The organism is Bradyrhizobium sp. HKCCYLS3070, from assembly GCF_051167575.1.
In the GTDB taxonomy this organism is placed as follows: domain Bacteria; phylum Pseudomonadota; class Alphaproteobacteria; order Rhizobiales; family Xanthobacteraceae; genus Bradyrhizobium.
Window position 1 is genome coordinate 296,819 of sequence record NZ_JBNPTI010000007.1, and the last position, 21,137, is coordinate 317,955.

Below are 21,137 nucleotides of genomic sequence, written 5' to 3' on the forward strand. Positions count from 1 at the left end.
CCTCCCGTTGTTGCTTTGCCGCGCAGTGTAGCGATGACCCGCGGACCTGTCAGTGCTCGTATGCGATCGTCGAGCCGCGGATGATGAGCTCCGGCGCCAGGACGATGTGGTCGGTCGCTGCCTCGCGCCCGGCAAGGCGGTCGAGCAGCAGCCGCGCCGCGGCTTCCCCCATGTCGCGCTGGGCGATCCGCACCGTGGTCAGCGGCGGCGCGACCATGTCGACGAACGGCATGTCGTTGTGGCCGACCACGGAGATATCACCGGGGCAGGTCAGGCCGCGCGCGGCGATCGCGTCATAGACGCCGAGCGCCAGTAGATCATTGGCGGCGACGATTGCGGTCGGGCGCGTCCGCCGCGCGAGCAGGCGCAGCGCAGCCTCGCGACCCGCCGCCCGCGTATAGGCTTCGACGGCTTCGACCGGCGCATGGCGGGCGGACAGTCCCGCGACCCTGATGCTGGCCTCGAAGCCGGCGCGGCGGTGCGCGCCGGTCGAGACGTGCTGCGGGCCCGCGACGTGACCGATGCGGCGGTGGCCGAGCGCGACGAGATGCTGGACGGCGAGACGCATGCCGGCGGCATCGTCGCTGGCTGCCGAGGGCAGGAGTCCGGCGGCATCGACGCGATTGACCAGCACCACCGGCAGCGCCGCGTCCAGGCAGTGCTTCACGACATCGTCGCGCAAGCTCACCGTCGCCAGCACCAGACCGTCGACGCCGCGGGCAATCAGCCGGTCGACCAGATCCTGCTCCGAGCCCTTGCTGCCGACGTCGACGACGATCGTCGCATAGCCCTCGGCGTTGAGACGATCGGCGATGCCGGACAGCACGGGCGGGAAGCCGGGATCGGCGATATCGGGCGCGAGCACACCGATCAGGCCGCTGCGCCCGGTTCGCAGGCCCTTGGCGGCCATGTTCAGCCGATAGCCGAGCGCGTTGGCGGCGGCCTGGATCCGCTCCACGACATCGCCCGCCACCAGATGCTTCATGGCCGGGCTGAGCGCGCGCGACACCGTGGAGGGATGCACGTCGCAGCGCGCGGCGACGTCCTTGATCGTCGGGCGTGAGGACGCCGTTGCGCGCGGGCTCCTTGTCGATGGCGACGTCCGTTTCATCTCCGCTCCCCGATGCCGCAGCGCAACGACGTTTTGATCGCGCGGTACCTTGACACATTTTGCGTGCGTGCAATAAATCCGGCTCTGCAATCGATTGCAATAGCACAATGGGAAACGCCCACATGACAGCTAGCGCGCTGAAGCCGCATCTGGTCAGCCCGGAGCATCTCGATCCGCATTGGCGCTGGGGGCGGGCGATTCCGTCGCATGGCCATGTCTCGGTGGATTTCGAGCGCCGCGTCGATTTCGACAGGTTGCGGCGCTACCGACTGGCGCGGGCGCGCGTGGCGCTGAAGGCGTCGGGCTATGGTGCGCTGCTGCTGTTCGACGTCAACAACATTCGCTACGTGTCCGGCACCAAGATCGGCGAATGGGAGCGCGACAAGCTGTGCCGTTTCGCGCTGCTGGCCGGCGACGGCGAGCCGATCGTGTGGGATTTCGGTTCGGCAGCCGTCCACCATCGTCTGTTCTGCGACTGGCTGGCGCCGGAGAACTGCCGCGCCGGCATGCTCGGCATGCGCGGCACCGTGCCGCCGGCGGTCGGACTGATGAAGGCGCATGCCGAGGAGGTGATGAGCCTGTTGCGGTCGGCCGGCGTTGCCGACATGCCGGTCGGCGTCGACCTCGCCGAGACCGCGATGTTCTTCGAGCTGCAGAAGGCCGGCATGAAGGTGGTCGACGGCCAGCAGGTCATGCTGGACGCGCGCGAGATCAAGAACATCGACGAGATCATGCTGTTGAATCAGGCCGCGGCCATGGTCGACGGTGTCTATCATTCGATCTACGAACACCTGAAGCCGGGCGTGCGTGAGAACGACATCGTCGCGCTCGCCAACAAGATGCTCTATGAGATGGGCTCCGACGACGTCGAGGCGATCAATGCCATCTCCGGTGAGCGCTGCAATCCGCATCCGCACAATTTCACCGACCGCATCCTGCGTCCGGGCGACCAGGCGTTCTTCGACATCCTGCAGTCCTATCAGGGCTACCGGACCTGCTACTACCGCACTTTCAACGTCGGCCGCGCCACGCCGGCGCAGCACGACGCCTACAAGCAGTGCCGCGAATGGCTCGATCATGCGATCGCGCTGATCAAGCCAGGCGTCTCGACCGACACCGTCGCCAAGGTCTGGCCTAAGGCCGAGGAGTTCGGCTTTCCCTCGGAGATGGCCGCCTTCGGCCTGCAGTTCGGCCACGGCCTCGGGCTCGCGCTGCATGAGCGCCCGATCATCTCGCGGCTGGTCTCGCTGGACAATCCGATGGAGATCAAGACCGGCATGGTGTTCGCGCTCGAGACCTACTGTCCGGCGACCGACGGCTTCTCGGCCGCGCGGATCGAGGAGGAGGTCGTGGTCACCGACAAGGGCTGTCAGGTGATCACGCTGTTCCCGGCCGAGGAATTGCCGATCGCCAACCGCTATTGAGCGAACGAACGGTGCGACCAGGAGAGTGGTCTTCGTGTTTTCGTCATTGCGAGCGAAGCGAAGCAATCCAGGGCGGCAGCCGTGACTCTGGATTGCTTCGTCGCTTCGCTCCTCGCAATGACCGCATCCGTGATAAGTAGGACGAGGAGACGACAATGACCACGACGCATTCGCTCGGCTGGATCGGCATGGGGCGCATGGGCTATCCCATGGCCGAGCGCCTGCTCAAGGCCGGCCACAAGGTGTCGATCTACAATCGCACCCGCGCCAAGGCCGAGCCGCTGGCGGCGAAAGGCGGCGTGATCGTCGATCATCCCCGCGATCTCGCCGCGTGCGACATCGTGTTCACGATGGTGTCGACGGGCAAGGATCTCGAGCAGGTCTATTTCGGCGACAACGGCCTGGTGGCCGCCAGTTCCGGATCGCGTCCCCGGATCCTGGTGGACTGCTCCTCGATCGGCATCGAGCAGTCGGAGGCGATCGCCGCCAGGCTCGTTCGACTGGGCTGTGAGTTCGTGCGCGCGCCGGTGTCCGGCAACGGCAAATGCGTCAAGGCCGGCAAGCTGTCGTCGGTGGTCTCCGGCCCCAAGGCCGCATTCGAGGTCATCGCACCGTATCTGGCGAAGATCGCCGTCTCCGGCGTGTCCTATGTCGGCGAGGGCGAGCTCGCGCGCATCTGCAAGATCGCGCACAACGTCTTCCTCGGCGTCGTGATCCAGAACCTCGCCGAGATCACCATCCTGGCGCAGAAGGCCGGCGTGCCGCGCCATGCCTTCCTGAACTTCATGAACGCCAGCGTCATGGGCTCGACTTTCACGAAGTACAAGAGCAACGCGCTGGTCAATCTCGACTGGACCACAACCTTCACGCCGCCGCTGCTGCGCAAGGATCTCGATCTCGGCCTGTCGGCAGCGCGCCAGCTCGACGTCGCGATGCCGGTGACGGCCGCGACGCGCGAGGCATTGCAGGCCCATGTCGGCGCGGCCTCGCTCCAGGTCGATCCCGCCGCTTATCTGGAGAAGGATTTCGCGGCGCTGCTGGAGACCGTGGCGCTCGCGGCGGGTCTCAAGCTGCAGCCCGAGAATGTGCCGATGCCGACCGGGCTGGAGACCGAGGGATAATCCGGCTCACCTCGCGGTGAGCGCCCGCCAGCGTGTGTCGCGCGCGGAGGGGCGGCGGTGCAGGCGGGCATCGAGCAGGTCTCGTGCCTGGGCCAGCGCGCCGCTGCGGATCAGCGCCAGGATGTAGGTGTCCTCGATCACCTCGCGCTGGGCGTGGCTGCCGCCGATGCGGGGGAGATCGCCGATGACGGGCGCAAGCTCGCGCGCGCATCCGCGCCAATTGTCATCGGCGAACGCACGCAGCGCCCGCAACATGTGCGGCACGATGCGCCCGGCCGGCAGCCTGCCCTCGGCCTGCCGCCGCTCGATCGCGGCAAGGCGTCCCTTGAGCGCGGCGCTGTCATGCGTTGCTGCCGCGATCATCACCAGATGCATCTCGGCGAAGGCGAGGGTCGAGCCCGTGAAGCGCGTGCTCGCATAGGCCGCCGTATCGGCCCATGCGTTGGGCGGCACCGGTTGCTCGTCAGCCATCAGCCGCCACAGCAGCGAGGCGCAGTCGGACAGGGTGTTGAGCGGGGGCGCCGAGTCCATCGTCGGCACCAGCACGTCGGTATAGACCGCCCGCGCCTTGTCGGTATCGCCCCGGTCCAGCGCGCCGAGCGCCTGGTGCCAGCAGATATGGCCATGCAGCATTCCCGTGCGGTCATAGTCGCCGATCCACCCCTCGACGAGCGCATCGGCCTCGTCCACCGCGCCTTCCTCGAACATCGCATGCAGCAGCGCATGCACGGCATAGGCGTTGTGCCGGCGCAGCGCGAAGCTGCGCTCGGTGACGGCGCGGCCCTTCGCCAACTCGCCGGCCTCGGTCAGGGCCCAGCCATGGTTGGACATGAACCACCAGTCCTCGCCATAATCAGCGGCGAAGCGGTCGCAGAGGTCGCGGCGGGCGGCATCGTGATCGGCGCGGCCGGAGAAGGCGAGCAGGCCGAAAGCGCCGAGCGGGAGCGCCATGATCATGGCGTCCCGCGGCCAGTTCGCCAGATGCGCCAGGGTCGATGTCAGCGCGTCAGTGCCGCGTCCCTCGATGGCGAGCACCAGGGTCGCGACATGGCTCTGCTCGCGCGGGGTGCCGCGCTTGGCAGCGAGATCGCGGGCGCGTGCGATGGTCTGCAGCGCCGCCTCGCGCTGCATGTAGATCGCGTGGATGCGAGCACGCGCCGCGTGCGCCAGCGCGAACTCCGGATCGAGCATGATCGCCCGCTCGAACGCGTCAATGGCCCCGGGCCAGAATGCGAGCAGCAGATCCATGCCCTCGCGATAGGCTGCGGCCGCGTCAGTGGAGGCGGTCGACAGTGGCAGGCCGTAGCGATCCTCCTCCATCTTTAGCCCACCCGCGGCCTGCGGCCCTCGATCGGATAGGCCGGATCGTTGTAGCCCGGCGTCGAGGCGTGACCGGTCACGACCAGCCGGTCGATCAGCGCCTCGTCGTCGGCGGCAAAGGGATAGTCGAGCGCGCGGATGTAATCGTCCCATTGCGCCTCGGTGCGCGGACCCGCGATCACGGAGCTGATGAAGGCGGAGTTGAGCACCCAGGACACGGCGAACTGTCCCGGCGTGAAGCCCTTCGTCTCGGCGTGACGCTTGATCTCCTGCGCCAGCTTCAACGATTCGGGCCGCCACTCGGTCTGCATCATTCGCGTATCGTTGCGGCCGGCGCGGGTGTCCATGTCCGGCGGCGCATCGGGGCTGTACTTTCCGGTGAGCACGCCGCGCGCCAGCGGGCTGTAGGGCACGACGCCGAGGCCGTAATAGCCGCAGGCCGGCAGGTGCTCGACCTCCGGCATCCGGTTCATCGCATTGTAGTACGGCTGGCTGACGACAGGGCGGTCGATGCCGATGGCGTCGCAGAGATTGCAGATCTCGGCGAGCCGCCAGGCGCGGTAGTTGGAGACGCCGAAATAGCGGATCTTGCCGGCACGCATGAGATCGCCGATCGCGCGCACGGTTTCCTCGAGCGGCGTCGCGTGATCTTCCTTGTGCAGGTAGTAGATGTCGATGTGACCGGTGCCGAGCCGCCGCAGGCTTTCGTCGGCAGCCCGCAGCACCCAGCGCCGCGACAGGCCGGCGCGGTTGGGATCGTCGCCCATCGGGTTGGCGAGCTTGGTGGCGACGATCCAGCGGTCGCGCTCGCGCGCGATGGCGCGGCCGACCACCTCTTCCGAGACGCCCTTGTTGTAGGCATCCGCGGTGTCGATGAAGTTGACGCCGGCGTCGCGCGCTTTGGCGATGATGCGGGCGGATGCCGGCTCATCGGTGGGACCGCCGAACATCATCGTGCCCAGGCAGATCGGCGACACTTTCAGGCCGGAACGGCCGAGCTGGCGATAGTCCATTGATGCCTCATTCTTGCCACACGCGCGCATGGGTTTGATAGGACGATAAACCCATCAACGCGTCTTTGCGAGCGCAGCGAAGCAATCCAGAGTCCCTTCCGCCACCCTGGATTGCTTCGTCGCTGCGCTCCTCGCAATGACGGCGGAGCGAGTGACCCCTATTCGCTCTTCAAGATCTTGAACACGCCCGAGGCCATCGCGATCACGCGAGGTCCGGCCGTGACCTCGGTGGTGATGAACACCAGGCTGCGGGTGATCCGCACCACATGCGGCCGCGACACCAGGGTCTCGCCGATCTTGCCGGACTCGACGAAATGCGTGTCGAACTGGATCGTCGCCATGTGCTCCTTGCCTGCGGCGTAGCGGGCCGTCATGCCGCAACTGCGGTCGGCCAGCGTCATGATCACGCCGCCCTGGACCAGGCCGCGGCGGTTGTGGTGCTTGTCCTCGGTGACGATGGCGTACTCGTGGACACCGCCGACGACCCGCTGCCACAGCGGGCCGATCAGATGCAGGAAACCGGAGGTGTCGACGATCTCCCAGCCGTCGGACGTCATCCTGGCCGCGGCCGATTTCGTCATCGCTGAAGACCCTTCCCGTTGTGGCCCGAGCCGGCCTGGAGGTCGTTTCATCTGTCGCCGGCCTGGTGTAGTCAAGCTGCATGCCGATGCCGTTCGACGATGCCACCAGGCGGAAAATCGCAAGCTGCTGCGCGGGCTTCGTGCGGTTGGAGGCGACTGCGGCGGCGGCCTCGCTGAAGCGCGCGGCGGTGGTGATCGCGCTGGCCCCCCACCACGAGACTGGCAACACGGCGCTGCTGCTCACTCTGCGTGCCGCAGGGCTGCGCAGCCATGGCGGGCAATGGGCGCTGCCGGGCGGACGCTGCGACGCCGGCGAAACGACGGTCGAGGCCGCCCTGCGCGAGCTCGCAGAGGAGCTCGGGCTGATCCTGGCGCCGGACGCGGTGCTGGGCCTGCTCGACGACTACCCGACACGGTCGGGCTATCTGATTACCCCGGTCGTGGTATGGGCGGGCGATGGCCGCACGCTGCGACCGAATCCGGACGAGGTCTCCTCGGTGCACCGGATCGGCCTGGATGCGATCACGGCGGACGACGCGTTCGACTTCACCGTGATCCCAGAGAGCACGCGGCGCGTGATCCGCTTTCACGCCCGCGAGGGCCTCATTCACGCGCCCACCGCAGCGCTGATCTATCAGTTCCGCGAGGTGCTGTCCGGCCGCGACACCCGGGTGCATGAGCTGGAACAGCCGGTGTTTGCCTGGAAGTAGCCGCCGTTTCGGCTACAAGGGCGGCATGCTTCATCAGCCGATTCGCACGCTTGTCCTGATTGTCGCCTGCGCGGTCGCGGGCGCACCGCCATTGCTGGCCGGGGAACCCGCGCCAGTCGCAGCTCCGCGCGATGCCTTGGCCCAGATGGCCTCGCCCGCCGCGATCGCGGAGTACCAACGCAGGCTCGCCGAATATCAGCAGGCGCGTGCGGTGTTTGACCAGGAGGCGGGCGCCTATTGGAAGGCGATCTCGGATAAGCGCCGCATCCGCAACGCCAAGCGTCGCGACCGCCAGCCGATTGGGCTCGACGACTATGTGCTGGAGCAGCCGCCGGTCTACACCGGGCCGAAGCGGCCGGTGAACCCCGAGCCGGAACCTGAGGGCGAGCCGCGCGAGCGCAAGTACATCCCCGTGGTCGCCGACCTCGTGAAGGCGGCACAGGAGCATTTCCAATGGTCGCCGCAGCGCCCTGCCAACGACATCGATTTCAAACGCGCCTATGCGCGCTTCGCCGCGGCGTCGGGACTGACGCGCGAGCAGGCGGTGCGCGTCTATGCCTTCGAGACCGGCGGCAACGGCAAGCACGACTCGCAATCGGGCTTCAAGGGCAACCGCGCGATCTCGACCGCGATCGGCTACAATCAGCTCTTGACCACCAACAGCGTCGAGCTGCTGGCCGAGCAGGGGCCGCTGTTCATCCGCCTGCTCGGCGAACGCGTGGCTCGGACGTCCGGCCCGGCACGCGGCGCGATGGAGCACAAACTCGCGGTCCTGAAGAAGATGGTCGCGATTGCGCGCTCCGTGCCGGACGACTGGTCGGCGCATGAGAAGATCGGCAACACGCCGCAAGGCTGGGCCATGCATGCGATGGTGCTCGACATCGACGTCGGGCCGATGCTGCAGACCCACAAGCTCTTGACCTCGGTGCTGTTCGCGCGCGCCAAGGGCTACATGAGGCCGCTTTCGGCCGCCGAGCTCGAGATGATGAATCTCACCGGTGACGGCACGGGCTTCGACATGGTGACGATGCCGCTCGAGATGCGCGATCAGGTTCCGACCGCCAACTTCTTCCAGCGCGGCGGCTACGAGCGCAATCCGGTCGCCGTTCGCCACAACACCGTGGCGAAGCTGCTTGCGGTGACGGATTCCAGGATGGACTCGCTCAGCAGCCTGCCCGGCGCCAAGGAGCTGGCGGCCGCGTTCTGAGGCTGCGCTCGCTCGCCCTTACTCATCCGCGCCGAACGAGAAGCTGCCGTCGCCGTCGAGATAGGGGGCCGTCCGCATGTAGAGCTGACCGTTCTGGCCGACGAAGAACAGCGTGCCCTTCGGTACCTTCTTGGCGCCCTTGAGCAGCATGTCGGCGTTCTTGGTGCCCATCTTGTAGGCGAGCGTCCGGCCATCCTTGCCATAGGCGTAGCCCATGTCGGGCTTCAGCTCCCACGGCTCCGGTGGTGCCGCGCGCACCGCGCTGGTCAGTGCACCCAGCGCACCGAGGGCGATCAGGGCTTTCAGAACCAAGCTCTTCATGTCCTCCTCCAATCGATGTCGTCTCGAACAAATCACGAACGCTGACGCGACGTCAACGTCGCCCCGTCGCAGTGCAGTGATCGTTGGGCGGATTTTCCATTCGCCGATCTCGCGATTATCCTGCAGCGTGGTTTAGAAACATAGGCCAAGAAAACAATTTGGGGATGATTCGGATGAGCCTTGTCACGAAGATCGGTTGGGTTGCGGCGTTGTCGCTGGTGACGTTGGCATCCGCCCGGGCCGACGACTTCAAGCTGTCCAACAACCAGCGCATCGCCTGCAGCCGCGGTCTCTCCGCCGGCAAGCTCAATACGGCCGTCTGCAAGTCCTACGCCTACCTCTTCAACGTGAAGACCTCGGAATATTTCCGCTGCCAGGTCTCACTGTCGCTGACCCGGGACAACAAGGAAGTCATCAACGTCCAGACCGACGGCGGCTGCACCAGGAAGCCGCGCGTGTTCGACACCGATTCCAAATATGAGTTCGACGCCACCGAGACCGAGCCGGCGAACACCAACTCCTTCTTCGGCAATGGCGGCTATTCGATCTGGGTGGCGGATACGACCCAGCAGAAGGTGCGCGGCTGCATGACGATCTCGTCCGGGCTCGGCTCGGACATCTCCAAGTGCCTCGACATGACGTTCCAGTGACCGGCGGCCTTGCGAGCGAGGCGGCCCGCTCCTCTGGGCTGCACCTGCGGTTCAAGCTGGTGGTGCTGTCAATGTAAGATTGAACGCGGGGCGCATCGGTCCCGGCCTCGCGCCGTGGGAGCGGGAGAGGCTGGTGCGCCAGTCTTTCGGATGGGTTGACCCCGCGCCCGCAGCCGTCCAATTTGCGGCAAAATCAATGGGAGGATCCATGCGCTTCTCGAAAATCTCTGGCACTGCAACCGGTTTCATTCTGGCAGCCGCCTGTCTGCTCGCGGCGCCAGCGGCGCAGGCCCAGAGCTTCATCAACGTGCTCACCGGCGGCACGTCGGGCGTCTACTATCCGCTCGGTGTCGCGATCGGGAAGATCTACGGCGACAAGATCCCCAATGTGAAAACCCAGGTGCAGGCGACCAAGGCCTCCGTCGAGAACCTGATCCTGCTGCAGCAGGGCCGCGGCGAGCTCGCCTTCGCGCTCGGCGACTCCCTGAAGGCCGCCTGGAACGGCGAGGAGGAGGCCGGTTTCAAGACCAAGCTGGACAAGCTGCGCACGATCGGCGCGATCTATCCGAACTACATCCAGATCGTCGCGACGGCCGAGTCCGGCATCAAGACGCTGGCGGATCTCAAGGGCAAGAGTCTGTCGGTCGGCGCGCCGAAGTCCGGCACCGAGCTCAACTCGCGCGCGATCCTCGCCGCCGCCGGCATGAGCTACAAGGATCTCGGCAAGGTGGAGTATCTGCCGTTCGCCGAATCGGTCGACCTGATGAAGAACCGGCAGCTCGGTGCCACCTTGCAGTCGGCTGGCCTTGGCGTCGCATCGTTGAAGGATCTATCGACCTCGTCGCCGATCACCGTGGTGTCGGTGCCGAAGGAGGTCGTCGACAAGATCGGGCCCCCGTTCGTCGCGGCGACCATCCCGGCCAACACCTATACCGGCCAGGACAAGGACGTGCCCACCGCGGCCGTGATCAACTATCTCGTCACCAGCTCGGCGGTATCCGACGATCTCGCCTATCAGATGACCAAGCTGATCTTCGAGTCGCTGCCGGAGCTCGCCAATGCGCACGCCGCCGGCAAGGAGATCAAGCTGGAGACGGCGGCGCAGGACAGCCCGGTGCCGCTGCACCCCGGCGCGATCCGCTACTACAAGGAAAAGGGCATCCTGAAATAAGGACGCTGCTCGCCCGGCCTGCCTTGTAGGCCGGATCATTCGCAACCGGCTGCGTGGGAAACATTCCGCGCAGTCTTGTCGTTCAGGTGATTGCGGCCATGGTCAGCAGCGCCTGATGGGCGCGTTGGGGGGATCATGACGATCGAAGCCGTGAACATGGAAACGCCGGTCAAGGTCGAGTTCGACAATTTCGAGCACGGCTTTCCGGAAGGCTTCGGCCCCGGCCGCTGGGGCTATCTCGCCTACGGCATCGGGCTCGCCTTTGCGATATTCCAGCTCTACGTCGCCGCCTTCAACTATCTGCCGAGCCAGGTCGTGCGCGGCGTCCATGTCGGCTTCCTACTGCTGCTGACCTTCGGCCTGATCGGCAACTTCACCGCCAGGACCGACGCCGGGCGCATCGCGGGCTGGACCATCGGCGCCATCGGCTTCCTGTGCGGCCTCTATCAGTGGATTTTCTATGCCGACCTGATCGCGCGCGACGGCGATCCGACGCGCACCGATCTCGTGGTCGGAACCCTGCTGGCGGTACTGATCTTCGAGGGCACGCGCCGGCTGATGGGGCTCGCGCTGCCGCTGATGTGCGGCGCCTGCCTGTTGTACTGGTTCTTCGGCCAGTATCTGCCGGCGCCGCTCAACCATCGCGGCTATGATTTCGATCAGGTGATTACACACCTCTCCTTCGGCACCGAGGGCTTCTACGGCGTGCCGATCTACGTCTCGGCGACCTACATCTTCCTGTTCATCCTGTTCGGCTCGTTCCTCGAGCATGCCGGCATGATCCAGCTGTTCACCGACGTCTCGCTCGGCCTGTTCGGTCGCACCCGCGGCGGTCCTGCCAAGGTCGCGGTGTTCGCCTCCGGCATGATGGGCACGATCTCCGGCTCGGGCGTCGCCAATGTCGTCACTGTCGGCCAGTTCACGATTCCGCTGATGATCCGGTTCGGCTACCGCCGCGCCTTTGCGGCCGGCGTCGAAGCCACCGCGTCGATGGGCGGACAGATCATGCCGCCCGTGATGGGCGCGGTCGCCTTCATCATGGCCGAAACCCTGGGCGTCGACTACTCGGTGATCGTCAAGGCGGCGGTCATTCCAGCCATTCTCTATTTCGCCTCGGCGTTCTGGATGGTGCATCTGGAGGCCGGCAAGCACGGCCTGACCGGCATGAAGCCGTCGGAGATCCCGAGCGCCTGGAAGGCGCTGGTGGCGCGCTGGTATCTCGTGCTGCCGCTCGCCGCGCTGGTCTACATGCTGTTCGAGGGTTTCACGCCGCTGTATGCGGGCTCGATGGGACTCGCGCTGACGGTGGCGCTGATCCTGGGCACCTCGATCACCATGGGCTTCTCCAACCAGGTGCTGCGCTACGTCTTCTGGATCGGGCTCGCGCTCGTCGTCGGCGCGCTGTCGCGCAACGGCCTGCAGATCATTCCCGTCGCCTCCGTCGTCGTTGCGCTCATCGTCATCACCGGCTTCGTGCGCGGCGGAATGGGCACCTTGCACGCCTGCCGCGATTCCCTGGCTGAAAGTGCGAAGTCGGCGCTGACCGTCGGCATGGCCTGCGCCATCGTCGGCGTCATCATCGGCATGATGACGCAGACCGGCGTCGGCTCGATCTTCGGAAGCTGGGTGATCGGCCTCGGCAAGACCAGCCTGTTCGCGGCGCTGATCATGACCATGCTGCTGTCGATCCTGCTCGGCACCGGCATCCCGACCATCCCGACCTACATCATCACCGCGGCACTGGCGGCCCCCGCGCTCGCCAAGCTGGGCGTGCCCCTGATCGCGAGCCACATGTTCGCGTTCTACTACGGCATCATGGCCGACCTTTCGCCGCCGGTCGCGCTGGCCGCGCTGGCGGCCGCCCCGATCGCCAAGGAGAATCCCGACAAGATCGGCTGGGAGGCGATGCGGATCGCGCTCGCCGGCTACGTCATTCCGTTCCTGTTCGTCTACTCGCCCGCGCTGATGCTGCAGCCGGGTGACCCGATGGAGGCGCAACTCGGCTTCATCGGCGCGGTGGCGTATGCTTCCGTCAAGGCGCTGATCTCGATCGGCCTGTTCGGCATGGTGGCGATCGGCTTCCTGTACGTGCGCATGACCCTGGTCGAGCGCCTGCTGGCGTTTGTCGCGTCCGTCTGCCTACTCGGCGAATTTCCCTACAGTGACGTGCTGGGATTTGCCCTGGCGGTGGTGATCGTGGCGTGGCAGTGGCGGCAGCGGCCGCCGGCTGCCGTGGCGGCCTCCGCTTGAGCCTCTGCCTCGCCTCATCAGGTGTGGTGAAGGCGCTGACCCTCGCCGGCTTCACCTTGGCCTGGACCCACTCGGTCGAGAGGACCGCGTGGCAGGAGGACTGGCGCGTCACGTCTGACGGTCTCGAACTGGTGCAGGCGCGCGTCAAGGGCTCGGGCGCGGGCATGGAGCCGCCGCCGGAGGCGCGGCTGGTCGACGGCTGGTTCCAGTGGCAGACCCAGCGGGGGCCGCTGTCGCGGATCGTGCTCGCCAATTCCGGCGCGGCCGGCGAGTGGCGCATCTGCGCGGACGGGCAATGCCGGACGCTGTCGGACATCTTCGGCCATGACATCGGCGCAGCGACCATCACGATGAGCGCCTGTACCGAATAACGAATAAGCGACGGGAGAACGCGATGGATCGTCTCAGGGGCAAGGTGGCGCTGGTGGTCGGTGCGGGCTCGATCGGGCCGGGCTGGGGCAACGGCAAGGCCACGGCCGTGACCTTTGCGCGACAGGGCGCCAAGGTGTTCTGCGTCGACCGCAACAAGGACGCCGCCGCGGAGACCGCCTCGATCATTTCAGGCGAAGGCGGGCAGGCCGAGGCGTTCACCGCCGACGTCTCGAAGGCCGTCGAGGTCGAGGCGATGGTGAAGGCCTGTGTGGCGGCCTATGGCCGCATCGACGTGCTCGACAACAATGTCGGCATCGCCGAGATGGGCAGCGTCGTCGATGTCGAGGAGGCCGAGTGGGATCGCGTGTTCGCGGTCAACCTCAAGAGCGCCTATCTCGCCATGAAGCACGTCATTCCGGTGATGATCGGGCAGGGCGGCGGCTCCATCATCAACATCTCTTCTGTCGCCTCGATCCGCCAGGTCGGGATCTCCTATGTCAGCTATGGCGCCAGCAAGGCGGCGATGAACCAGATGACGCGCACGACCGCGGTCGAGTTCGCGCCGAAGCACGTCCGCGTCAATGCGATCCTGCCCGGGCTCATGAAGACGCCGATGGTCGAGCACTCAGCGGGGCTGGCCGCGAGCTACGCCAAGGGCGATGTCGAGGAGATGTGGCGCAAGCGTGATGCGCAGGTGCCGATGGGGCACATGGGCGACGCCTTCGACGTCGCCAATGCCGCCTTGTTCCTCGCCTCCGACGAGTCGCGCTATGTCACCGGCACCATGCTGGTGGTGGATGGCGGGCTGACCTGCCGGAGTTAGGTCTCGCCGCGCGCGTCATTGCGAGCAACGCGATGTGTCCGCCGTCGCTCGAAGAGCGAAGGCGGAAGTCTCCAGGAAGCCCTGGATTGCTTCGTCGCCTTCGGCTCCTCGCAATGACGCGTGTTACAGGGGAGATCAGCGCTGCGGCTATTGCGCCATCGCCAGCATGCCGCCTGCAATCGCATGCCACGTCGAGGTCATGCTGATCGGCCAGTTCAGGAGCTTCACGGCGATCAGCGCCAGCCCGCCATAGACGTAGACCGGGTGGACGCGTCCGAACGTGCGGCGGTCGTGGACGATCGCGACGACGAGCAGCAGGTAGGCGACGAAGGCCGGTGGGATCGTCACGAACACCGGCGGCGGGCCGAGCGGGCCGGGCGGCGCCAGGAATGTCAGGAACCAGCGCGCCACGGCGGCGTCGAGCAGCGAGATGCCGGCGAGCAGCATCAGCCGCTTGTGCGTTTCCGGCCGGCTTAGATGGACAACCGCGAGCGCAAAGACCACGGCGAAGAAGGCGATGCCGCTGAGGGGCACGATGGCAAAGGCGATGCCCTCGTTGGCCTGACCCATCGCCGCGGAGCGCTTCATCGCCTCGATGGCAACGAGGAAGCCAAAGATCGTCATCGCCGTGGCGAGCGATACGCCGAAGATGCCGAGCGAGCGGTGCCGCGCCGTGCGTCCGGATGCGGCAAGCCAGCTCTGCAGCGCGAAATACAGAGTCCAGGCGAAGAACAGGAAGCCGTGGAAATGAATCACGGGCGCGCCGGAGAATGAGCGGCGGGCCAGTGGCAGCCAGTAGGTCGGTGCGAAGCCGATGATCGCAATGGCCATGCAGGCCAGAGCCATGTTGAAATAGAAATAGCGCGCAGGGGACGCAACGACGCCGCGTGCGCGCGAATTGTCGGTCAGAATAGTCATGCGGTTGTGTCTGCGGGGACCGCAACAGGTTCAAATGGCGACCGAGGACGTCGCCGGGGTGCGCATCCACAACATCTTGAGGGGAATGCGCGGCACGATCACGCGCATTTCAGTCGAGGCCGCAATCCACTCGCGAGCTCCCGTTCGCAAAGGTCGCCTTCTCCCGGAAAGGGACTGTCGCACCGCTGCTGCCGCTGTATAGTTGAAGTGCCGCGGCGGCGATTGCGCCCCCCGCGCGCCGTGCCGGATCGCCCACGACCTGAGAGAGCCATCTGCCTTGACCGCATCCGTCTCCTCGTGGGCTGCTGCCGATCGCCGGGATGGGGTGCTGCGCCTGGCCGCGCTGGTCACGCTCGGATGGCTGGTCTCGACCCAGGCCCATGCGGTCGGCGCGGCCGAGCCCGGCAAGGAGCCGGCGGTGGATGCCGGTGCCTGCATCGCGGCCTCGGAGGCGCACGATGGCGACAAGGTGCTCACCGAATGCGGCGCCGTGATCGACAATCCCAAGGCCGCGAGGGTCGATCGCATCAACGCACTGATCGCGCGCGCCTCGATCTTCATCACCAGGGGTGAGATCGATCGCGCCATCGCCGATTACGGCGTGACCTTGCAGCTCGACCCGACCCTCGCCAGCATCTTCAACGCGCGCGGCGAACTGCATCGCAAGAAGGGCGACCGTCCGAAGGCGCTGGCCGATTTCGCCGCGGCGCTGCGGCTCAATCCGGATCACGCCAGCGCCCGCAGCAACTACCACGCACTCGCTGTGGAGCTCGAGCGCCTGGGCGCGCAGATGGCCGTCGCGGGGCGGCCGAGCTTCAATTGCGCCACGGCGCGTCGCGCCGTGGAGAAGGCGATCTGCGCCGATCCGGAGCTCGCCAATCTCGATCGCGAGATCGACGGCGCGCAGGCCCGCGTCGTTCGCGAGGCGGCCGGCCCCGCCGCAGCCCGCGCCCTGCAGCGCGAGCAGGACGCGTTCATCGCGCGGCGCAACGCCGGCTTTGGCAAGCCCGGCTACGATCTCAAGAAGGCGATGGAGGACCGCCTGCGGCGGCTGAACGGCGTCGACGGCTATTAACCATCGGCGTGGCCGCTTGAACCGGGTTCCGGCCGGAGACGACAACGGGGGAGATCAGCGTCTCACCCGCAACAGTCGAAATTCGAGCCGAGTCCATGCCGATGCACGCTTTCATTCGTTCGATTTCATCCTGCTCATCCTACCTCGCGCTGGGTCTTGCAGCCGGTCTTGTCCTTGGCCTCGGGGCCCAGCCTGCATTCGCCGCGGACCCCGAATGCGCTTTGGGCAGCAAGGCGCCCCCGTCCGAGCTCATCACCGCCTGCTCGACCGCAATCGAGCAGGCATCGAGTTCGCCGAAGGATCAATCCATCGCCTTGGTTGCCCGCGCCGATGCCCGTGCGCGTACCTCGGGCGGCCTGACCCAGGCCCTGAAGGACCTCGACCGTGCCATCGCGCTCGACGGCAAGAATGCGCGCGCCTATCGGCTGCGTGGCGACCTAATGCGCGAAGCCGGTGGCGATGCCGGCAGGGCGGCGGCCGATCTGAGCATGGCGATCTCGCTCGATCCGAATGACGCCGAAGCCTATGAGCTGCGTGGCGTTGTCTATACCGAGCAGCGCCGTCTTGATCGCGCTCTGGCCGACTACGACCAGGCGATCCGGCTGAAGCCCGACTACGCGCAGGCCTTTGCCGACCGCGGCGTCGCCTTCTACCTGCGCGGCGACAACGAGAAGGCCGTGCGCGACTATGACGAGGCGATCCGGCTCGACCCGAAACGGCCGCGCACATTCACCAACCGTGCCGCGGCCTACAAGAAGCTCGGCCAGATGGACAAGGCGCTGGCCGATGACGATGAGGCGATCCGGCGCGATCCGAAGGTGTCGGAATATTACGACAATCGTGGCCTCACCTACGCCGCCATGAAGGAGTACGACAAGGCGATCGCCGATTATGATCAGGCGATCAGGATGGAGCAGCGGGCAAATTTCTTCACCAACCGCGGCGATTCCCATCAGTTCAAGGGCGAGCTCGGCGCGGCGCTCAGCGACTACGACGCCGCGCTGCGGCTCGATCCGAATTTCGCGCTCGCCTACAACAACCGGGCGGTGCTGTACAAGAAGATGGGCGAGCGCGCCAAGGCGCTGGCCGACTACGAGGCCGCGCTGCGGCTGGATCCCGGCAACGACAATGCCATCGCCGGCCGGCGCGTCATGCTGGCCGAGATCAAGAAGTTCGGCGCCGAGCCGCCGCGTCCGTTGAACGCGCCGTCAGAGCGAAGCGGTCCGTCGTTCGATTGCGCCACGGCCGCGCGCGAGGTCGAGAAGGTCATCTGCGCCGACCCGCAGCTCTCGGTGCTCGATCTCGGCATTTCCGAAAGCTATGCCCGGCGCTTGAAGTCCTCCCGCGGCCGCGCCGCTGCCGAGCTGCGCGGAACGCAGCGTGACTTCATCGCGGAGCGCAATGCCCGGTTCGGCAAGCCCGGCTACGACCTTCGTCTAGCCCTGCAGCGTCGCCTGGATACCCTCCGCGATGGAGCGCATTGATCCGGCCCGGAAAATGGGCGAACGTCCGGGCCTGCCTGATCTGGATCAATTCATGACGGCTTGAACTGTCGCTTTGTCCCGTGACAATACTCGGGAATAAACACAGATCTTGGGGAAACGTCATGAGCGCTGCGAGCCGCTATCACGAGGTCCATGCACGGTCGCTGCAGGACCCGGAAGGGTTCTGGGCCGAGGCCGCCCGCGCGATCGACTGGATCGAGCCGGCCAAGACCATCTTCGATCCCGCGATGGGCGCCTACGGCCGCTGGTTTGCGGGGGCCGTCGTCAATACCTGCTACAACGCGCTCGACCGCCACGTCGCCGCCGGCCGCGGCGATCAACTGGCGCTGATCCACGATTCGCCGCTCACCAGCTCGGTCACGAAGCTCACCTATGCCGAGATGCTGAAGGAGGTGCAGACGCTCGCCGCGATCATGCAGGATTTCGGCGTTGGCAAGGGCGACCGCGTCATCCTGTATATGCCCATGGTGCCCGAGGCGATGGTCGCGATGCTGGCCTGCGCGCGCATCGGCGCGGTGCATTCGGTGGTGTTCGGCGGCTTCGCGGCCAAGGAGCTCGCGACCCGCATCGACGACGCCACGCCGAAGCTCGTGCTGTCGGCGAGCTGCGGCATCGAGCCCGGCCGCATCGTGCAATACAAGCCGCTGCTCGATCAGGCGATCGAGCTCGCCGACAACAGGCCCAAGGCCTGCATCGTCCTGCAGCGTCCCGAGCATGTCTGCGAGCTGAAGCCCGGCCGCGATTACGACTGGGCGGCGCTGCGCAAGTCTGCGCTCGCCAATGGCAAGCTGGCGCCGTGCGTGCCGGTGCTGGCGACCGATCCGCTCTACATCCTCTATACCTCCGGCACGACCGGCAAGCCGAAGGGCGTGGTGCGCGACAATGGCGGGCACCTCGTCGCGCTGAAATGGTCGATGGAGAATCTCTACGGCATCAAGCCGGGTGAGGTCTGGTGGTGCGCCTCCGACATCGGCTGGGTGGTTGGCCACAGCTACATCATCTACGGCCCGCTGATCCATGGCGCGACCTCGGTGATGTACGAGGGCAAGCCGGTCGGAACGCCCGATGCCGGCGCGTTCTGGCGCGTCATCAGCGATCATAAGGCGGTCGCTCTGTTTACCGCGCCCACGGCATTCCGCGCCATCCGCAAGGAGGATCCGGAAGGTACTTTCTTGCGCAAATACGATCTATCGCATTTCCGCACCCTGTTCCTGGCCGGCGAGCGCGCCGATCCGCCGACGGTGGAATGGGCCGAGCAGCAATTGAAGGTGCCGGTGATCGATCATTGGTGGCAGACCGAAACCGGCTGGTGCATCGCCGGCAATCCGGTCGGCCTTGGCCTGTTGCCCGTGAAGCACGGCTCGCCGACGGTGCCGATGCCGGGCTACCAGGTCGACATCGTCGACGAGGCCGCCAAGCCGGTGCCCGCCAACACCATGGGCTCGATCGTGATCAAGCTGCCAATGCCGCCCGGCTGCCTGCCGACCCTGTGGCAGCAGGAGGACCGCTTCAAGGAATCCTATCTCAGCGAATTCCCCGGCTACTACAAGACCTCAGACGCCGGCTACAAGGATGAGGACGGCTATGTCTTCGTGATGGGCCGCACCGACGACATCATCAATGTCGCCGGCCACAGGCTGTCGACCGGCGGCATGGAAGAGATATTGGCCTCGCATCCCGACGTCGCGGAATGCGCCGTGCTCGGCATCAAGGATGCGATCAAGGGCGAGGTGCCGTGCGGCTTCATCGTGCTCAAGGCCGGTGTCTCGCGCAGCCCGTCGCAGATCGAAAAGGAGATCGTGGCGCTGGTACGCGACAAGCTCGGACCGGTCGCTGCGTTCAAGCTCGCCATCACCGTCGGCCGGTTGCCGAAGACGCGCTCCGGCAAGATCCTGCGCGGCACGATCAAGAAGATCGCCGACGGCGAGCAATGGAGCATGCCGGCCACGATCGAGGATCCCAAGGTGCTCGAAGAAATCGGCGAGGCGCTGAAGAGCCGCGTCTGACACGCCGCCGCTGAAAGGTGACCCGGGCTTGACCCGGGCGCCCATTCTCGTCAAGCAACGGCGTCAGACCAGCCCGATTGACGAGAATGGAACGTTCGATGCGACAGACCTCCGCCTGCCTGGCCCTGGTGCTGATGGCCGTATTTTCGCTCTCGGCCTGCGCCTCCCGCAACCAGGGTCCGGCGGTGGCGCTCGGCAATGACGACGATGATGCGGTCTGTCAGGCCGGTGGCAAGGTCGCGCCGGGCTCCGCCGAATATGTCGCCTGCCGCAAGGACCGCGACGTGCAGCGGCAGCGCGCCGAGGCACGTGCCGACCGCCGGCAGCGCGATCTCGGCGAATACATGATGAACCACCCCGACCGGCCCTGAGCGCCACTGCAAGCGCCTCTCATGGCGCGTGACTTCGATGCAACAGTTGCGTGACATCGGCGCTGCAACAATGCCGATTGATTGAGATCAAATCCAACTCCATGGCGTCCCTGCCACATCTGTGACCGCAAGGCGCGGCCGTGCCCGCGCAGATGTTGCTCAAGGGTGGCTATGGGGATCTCGATGAACAGGATGTTGAAACTCTCGTCGTCGCTGCTGGTGCTGGCGGCGATCTGCGGAGCCATGGGCTCGGCGCAAGCGGCCGACCTGCAGGCGGCGCCGGTCTACACCAAGGCGCCGGTGGTCGAGGCGTGGAATCCGTGGATGCTTCGTGTGCGCGCGCTCGGCGTGCTGCCGGATGCTGGCGGCTCCACCGTGAACGTGACCGGCGTGCCGGCGCTGTCGTCGCCGAACTCCGGCCTGTCGATCTCCAACTCGGTCGTGCCCGAGCTCGACATCAGCTACTTCTTCACCAAGAACATCGCGGCCGAGCTGATCCTCGGCGTCACCCGGCATTCCATCGGCGGCACCGGCTCGCTCGACGGCCTCAACATGGGCAAGGCCTGGCTGCTGCCGCCGACGCTGACCCTGCAATATCACTTCACCGATTTCGGCGCGTTCAAGCCGTATGTCGGCGCGGGTGTGAACTACACGGTCTTCTTCAACCAGAGCGCCGCGAACCAGGTGTGGAACGGTCTTGCCGTCACCAACCTGCACATCTCCAACCAGTGGGGCGCCGCGGTCCAGTTCGGCTTCGACTACATGCTCGACAGGCACTGGGGCCTGAACGTCGACGTCAAGAAGCTGTGGCTGCAGCCGAACTACTCGGCGACCGTCAACGGCGCAATTCCGGTCACCGGCCGCGCCAACATCGATCCGTGGCTGGTCGGCGTCGGCGTCACCTACAAGTTCTGATTTTTTCAGTTCCTCCCAAGACTGTCATGGCGCCGGCATTCCCGGCGCCATTTTTTTTGGACTGTTTGCGGGTCGCGAAGCTCGGGCTCGGGCCTGTAAAACCGGCGTCGTCCCGGCCTTGAGCCGGGACCCATACGCCGCAGCGGGAGTGAGGAAAGACGCGCTGAGTTACAGCCAGCTTGAGCCGTCACGCAATCCTGTGGTTATGGGTCCCTGTGTCTGGAAAGTCTGCCATGATGATGGTGGGCGGGAAGCCGTTGGGTCCTTGGCGCT

The 21,137-nt window shown here is 66.1% G+C and carries 20 protein-coding genes; 14 read left to right on the top strand and 6 right to left on the bottom strand.

All coding sequences use genetic code 11. The features are described 5' to 3' along the window. Positions 1 to 49: 49 nt before the first annotated feature. Positions 50 to 1,111, bottom strand: coding sequence for a LacI family DNA-binding transcriptional regulator (locus ACQR03_RS22780; protein ID WP_315751400.1), 1,062 nt, complete (start codon positions 1,109 to 1,111; stop codon positions 50 to 52). Between the two features lie 122 nt (positions 1,112 to 1,233). On the opposite strand from ACQR03_RS22780, the gene ACQR03_RS22785 reads away from it, so the two are divergent. Next, complete coding sequence (locus ACQR03_RS22785) at positions 1,234 to 2,535, top strand: M24 family metallopeptidase (RefSeq protein ID WP_315751402.1); 1,302 nt, start codon at positions 1,234 to 1,236, stop codon at positions 2,533 to 2,535. 155 nt (positions 2,536 to 2,690) lie between these two features. Then, positions 2,691 to 3,656 carry an NAD(P)-dependent oxidoreductase gene (locus ACQR03_RS22790; protein ID WP_315751404.1) on the top strand — a complete coding sequence of 322 codons (966 nt, stop codon included), beginning with the start codon at positions 2,691 to 2,693 and terminating at the stop codon, positions 3,654 to 3,656. Between the two features lie 6 nt (positions 3,657 to 3,662). On the opposite strand, the gene ACQR03_RS22795 is transcribed toward ACQR03_RS22790, so the two are convergent. The 3 genes from ACQR03_RS22795 to ACQR03_RS22805 form a co-directional block, all read right to left on the bottom strand. Then, a complete protein-coding gene (locus ACQR03_RS22795) occupies positions 3,663 to 4,976 on the bottom strand; it encodes a tetratricopeptide repeat protein (protein ID WP_434841902.1) in 1,314 nt (437 codons plus the stop codon). A gap of 2 nt (positions 4,977 to 4,978) precedes the next feature. Continuing rightward, positions 4,979 to 5,989, bottom strand: a complete 1,011-nt coding sequence (locus ACQR03_RS22800) for an aldo/keto reductase (RefSeq protein WP_316165538.1) — start codon at positions 5,987 to 5,989, stop codon at positions 4,979 to 4,981. A gap of 158 nt (positions 5,990 to 6,147) precedes the next feature. After that, entirely contained in the window at positions 6,148 to 6,570 is a 423-nt protein-coding gene (locus ACQR03_RS22805; protein WP_315716316.1) for a PaaI family thioesterase, read from the bottom strand. 80 nt (positions 6,571 to 6,650) lie between these two features. On the opposite strand from ACQR03_RS22805, the gene ACQR03_RS22810 reads away from it, so the two are divergent. Beyond that, a complete protein-coding gene (locus tag ACQR03_RS22810; protein ID WP_315751410.1) occupies positions 6,651 to 7,280 on the top strand; it encodes an NUDIX hydrolase in 630 nt (209 codons plus the stop codon). A 25-nt stretch (positions 7,281 to 7,305) separates the two neighbouring features. Then, complete coding sequence (locus ACQR03_RS22815; protein WP_316165807.1) at positions 7,306 to 8,487, top strand: hypothetical protein; 1,182 nt, start codon at positions 7,306 to 7,308, stop codon at positions 8,485 to 8,487. An 18-nt stretch (positions 8,488 to 8,505) separates the two neighbouring features. Here ACQR03_RS22815 and ACQR03_RS22820 read toward each other — a convergent pair whose 3' ends face one another. Continuing rightward, complete coding sequence (locus tag ACQR03_RS22820; protein ID WP_315716313.1) at positions 8,506 to 8,808, bottom strand: hypothetical protein; 303 nt, start codon at positions 8,806 to 8,808, stop codon at positions 8,506 to 8,508. 173 nt (positions 8,809 to 8,981) lie between these two features. Between ACQR03_RS22820 and ACQR03_RS22825 the strand changes: the two genes are divergently transcribed. From ACQR03_RS22825 to ACQR03_RS22845, 5 genes are all read left to right on the top strand, one after another. Beyond that, positions 8,982 to 9,458, top strand: coding sequence for a hypothetical protein (locus tag ACQR03_RS22825; protein ID WP_315716312.1), 477 nt, complete (start codon positions 8,982 to 8,984; stop codon positions 9,456 to 9,458). 208 nt (positions 9,459 to 9,666) lie between these two features. Beyond that, the gene (locus tag ACQR03_RS22830; RefSeq protein ID WP_315716311.1) at positions 9,667 to 10,629 is read left to right on the top strand and encodes a TAXI family TRAP transporter solute-binding subunit; all 963 of its coding nucleotides are present in this window, start codon (positions 9,667 to 9,669) and stop codon (positions 10,627 to 10,629) included. 156 nt (positions 10,630 to 10,785) lie between these two features. Beyond that, the gene (locus ACQR03_RS22835; protein WP_315716461.1) at positions 10,786 to 12,879 is read left to right on the top strand and encodes a TRAP transporter permease; all 2,094 of its coding nucleotides are present in this window, start codon (positions 10,786 to 10,788) and stop codon (positions 12,877 to 12,879) included. Beyond that, positions 12,876 to 13,250, top strand: a complete 375-nt coding sequence (locus ACQR03_RS22840; protein WP_315751414.1) for a DUF1850 domain-containing protein — start codon at positions 12,876 to 12,878, stop codon at positions 13,248 to 13,250. The genes ACQR03_RS22835 and ACQR03_RS22840 overlap by 4 nt, the downstream gene beginning before the upstream one ends. A 23-nt stretch (positions 13,251 to 13,273) precedes the next feature. Beyond that, positions 13,274 to 14,074: an SDR family NAD(P)-dependent oxidoreductase gene (locus ACQR03_RS22845; protein ID WP_315716309.1), complete on the top strand. Its 801-nt coding sequence runs from the start codon at positions 13,274 to 13,276 to the stop codon at positions 14,072 to 14,074. A gap of 147 nt (positions 14,075 to 14,221) precedes the next feature. On the opposite strand, the gene ACQR03_RS22850 is transcribed toward ACQR03_RS22845, so the two are convergent. Further along, positions 14,222 to 14,992 carry a hypothetical protein gene (locus ACQR03_RS22850; protein ID WP_315751416.1) on the bottom strand — a complete coding sequence of 257 codons (771 nt, stop codon included), beginning with the start codon at positions 14,990 to 14,992 and terminating at the stop codon, positions 14,222 to 14,224. Positions 14,993 to 15,317: 325 nt separating this feature from the next. On the opposite strand from ACQR03_RS22850, the gene ACQR03_RS22855 reads away from it, so the two are divergent. From ACQR03_RS22855 to ACQR03_RS22875, 5 genes are all read left to right on the top strand, one after another. Beyond that, a complete protein-coding gene (locus ACQR03_RS22855) occupies positions 15,318 to 16,067 on the top strand; it encodes a tetratricopeptide repeat protein (protein ID WP_315716460.1) in 750 nt (249 codons plus the stop codon). A 101-nt stretch (positions 16,068 to 16,168) separates the two neighbouring features. Continuing rightward, positions 16,169 to 17,551, top strand: a complete 1,383-nt coding sequence (locus ACQR03_RS22860; RefSeq protein ID WP_316235510.1) for a tetratricopeptide repeat protein — start codon at positions 16,169 to 16,171, stop codon at positions 17,549 to 17,551. A 122-nt stretch (positions 17,552 to 17,673) separates the two neighbouring features. After that, a complete protein-coding gene (locus ACQR03_RS22865; protein ID WP_315751418.1) occupies positions 17,674 to 19,578 on the top strand; it encodes a propionyl-CoA synthetase in 1,905 nt (634 codons plus the stop codon). A gap of 98 nt (positions 19,579 to 19,676) precedes the next feature. Next, positions 19,677 to 19,949 carry a hypothetical protein gene (locus tag ACQR03_RS22870; RefSeq protein ID WP_315751419.1) on the top strand — a complete coding sequence of 91 codons (273 nt, stop codon included), beginning with the start codon at positions 19,677 to 19,679 and terminating at the stop codon, positions 19,947 to 19,949. Positions 19,950 to 20,132: 183 nt separating this feature from the next. Further along, entirely contained in the window at positions 20,133 to 20,864 is a 732-nt protein-coding gene (locus ACQR03_RS22875; protein WP_315751420.1) for an OmpW/AlkL family protein, read from the top strand. Positions 20,865 to 21,137: the final 273 nt, after the last annotated feature.

What these genes read in the sequence shown, in the direction of transcription:
- ACQR03_RS22780 (WP_315751400.1), bottom strand. Translation starts at nt 1,111, where the DNA reads ATGAAACGGACGTCGCCATCGACAAGGAGCCCGCGCGCAACGGCGTCC.
- ACQR03_RS22785 (WP_315751402.1), top strand. Translation starts at nt 1,234, where the DNA reads ATGACAGCTAGCGCGCTGAAGCCGCATCTGGTCAGCCCGGAGCATCTC.
- ACQR03_RS22790 (WP_315751404.1), top strand. Translation starts at nt 2,691, where the DNA reads ATGACCACGACGCATTCGCTCGGCTGGATCGGCATGGGGCGCATGGGC.
- ACQR03_RS22795 (WP_434841902.1), bottom strand. Translation starts at nt 4,976, where the DNA reads ATGGAGGAGGATCGCTACGGCCTGCCACTGTCGACCGCCTCCACTGAC.
- ACQR03_RS22800 (WP_316165538.1), bottom strand. Translation starts at nt 5,989, where the DNA reads ATGGACTATCGCCAGCTCGGCCGTTCCGGCCTGAAAGTGTCGCCGATC.
- ACQR03_RS22805 (WP_315716316.1), bottom strand. Translation starts at nt 6,570, where the DNA reads ATGACGAAATCGGCCGCGGCCAGGATGACGTCCGACGGCTGGGAGATC.
- ACQR03_RS22810 (WP_315751410.1), top strand. Translation starts at nt 6,651, where the DNA reads ATGCCGATGCCGTTCGACGATGCCACCAGGCGGAAAATCGCAAGCTGC.
- ACQR03_RS22815 (WP_316165807.1), top strand. Translation starts at nt 7,306, where the DNA reads ATGCTTCATCAGCCGATTCGCACGCTTGTCCTGATTGTCGCCTGCGCG.
- ACQR03_RS22820 (WP_315716313.1), bottom strand. Translation starts at nt 8,808, where the DNA reads ATGAAGAGCTTGGTTCTGAAAGCCCTGATCGCCCTCGGTGCGCTGGGT.
- ACQR03_RS22825 (WP_315716312.1), top strand. Translation starts at nt 8,982, where the DNA reads ATGAGCCTTGTCACGAAGATCGGTTGGGTTGCGGCGTTGTCGCTGGTG.
- ACQR03_RS22830 (WP_315716311.1), top strand. Translation starts at nt 9,667, where the DNA reads ATGCGCTTCTCGAAAATCTCTGGCACTGCAACCGGTTTCATTCTGGCA.
- ACQR03_RS22835 (WP_315716461.1), top strand. Translation starts at nt 10,786, where the DNA reads ATGGAAACGCCGGTCAAGGTCGAGTTCGACAATTTCGAGCACGGCTTT.
- ACQR03_RS22845 (WP_315716309.1), top strand. Translation starts at nt 13,274, where the DNA reads ATGGATCGTCTCAGGGGCAAGGTGGCGCTGGTGGTCGGTGCGGGCTCG.
- ACQR03_RS22850 (WP_315751416.1), bottom strand. Translation starts at nt 14,992, where the DNA reads ATGACTATTCTGACCGACAATTCGCGCGCACGCGGCGTCGTTGCGTCC.
- ACQR03_RS22860 (WP_316235510.1), top strand. Translation starts at nt 16,169, where the DNA reads ATGCACGCTTTCATTCGTTCGATTTCATCCTGCTCATCCTACCTCGCG.
- ACQR03_RS22865 (WP_315751418.1), top strand. Translation starts at nt 17,674, where the DNA reads ATGAGCGCTGCGAGCCGCTATCACGAGGTCCATGCACGGTCGCTGCAG.
- ACQR03_RS22870 (WP_315751419.1), top strand. Translation starts at nt 19,677, where the DNA reads ATGCGACAGACCTCCGCCTGCCTGGCCCTGGTGCTGATGGCCGTATTT.
- ACQR03_RS22875 (WP_315751420.1), top strand. Translation starts at nt 20,133, where the DNA reads ATGAACAGGATGTTGAAACTCTCGTCGTCGCTGCTGGTGCTGGCGGCG.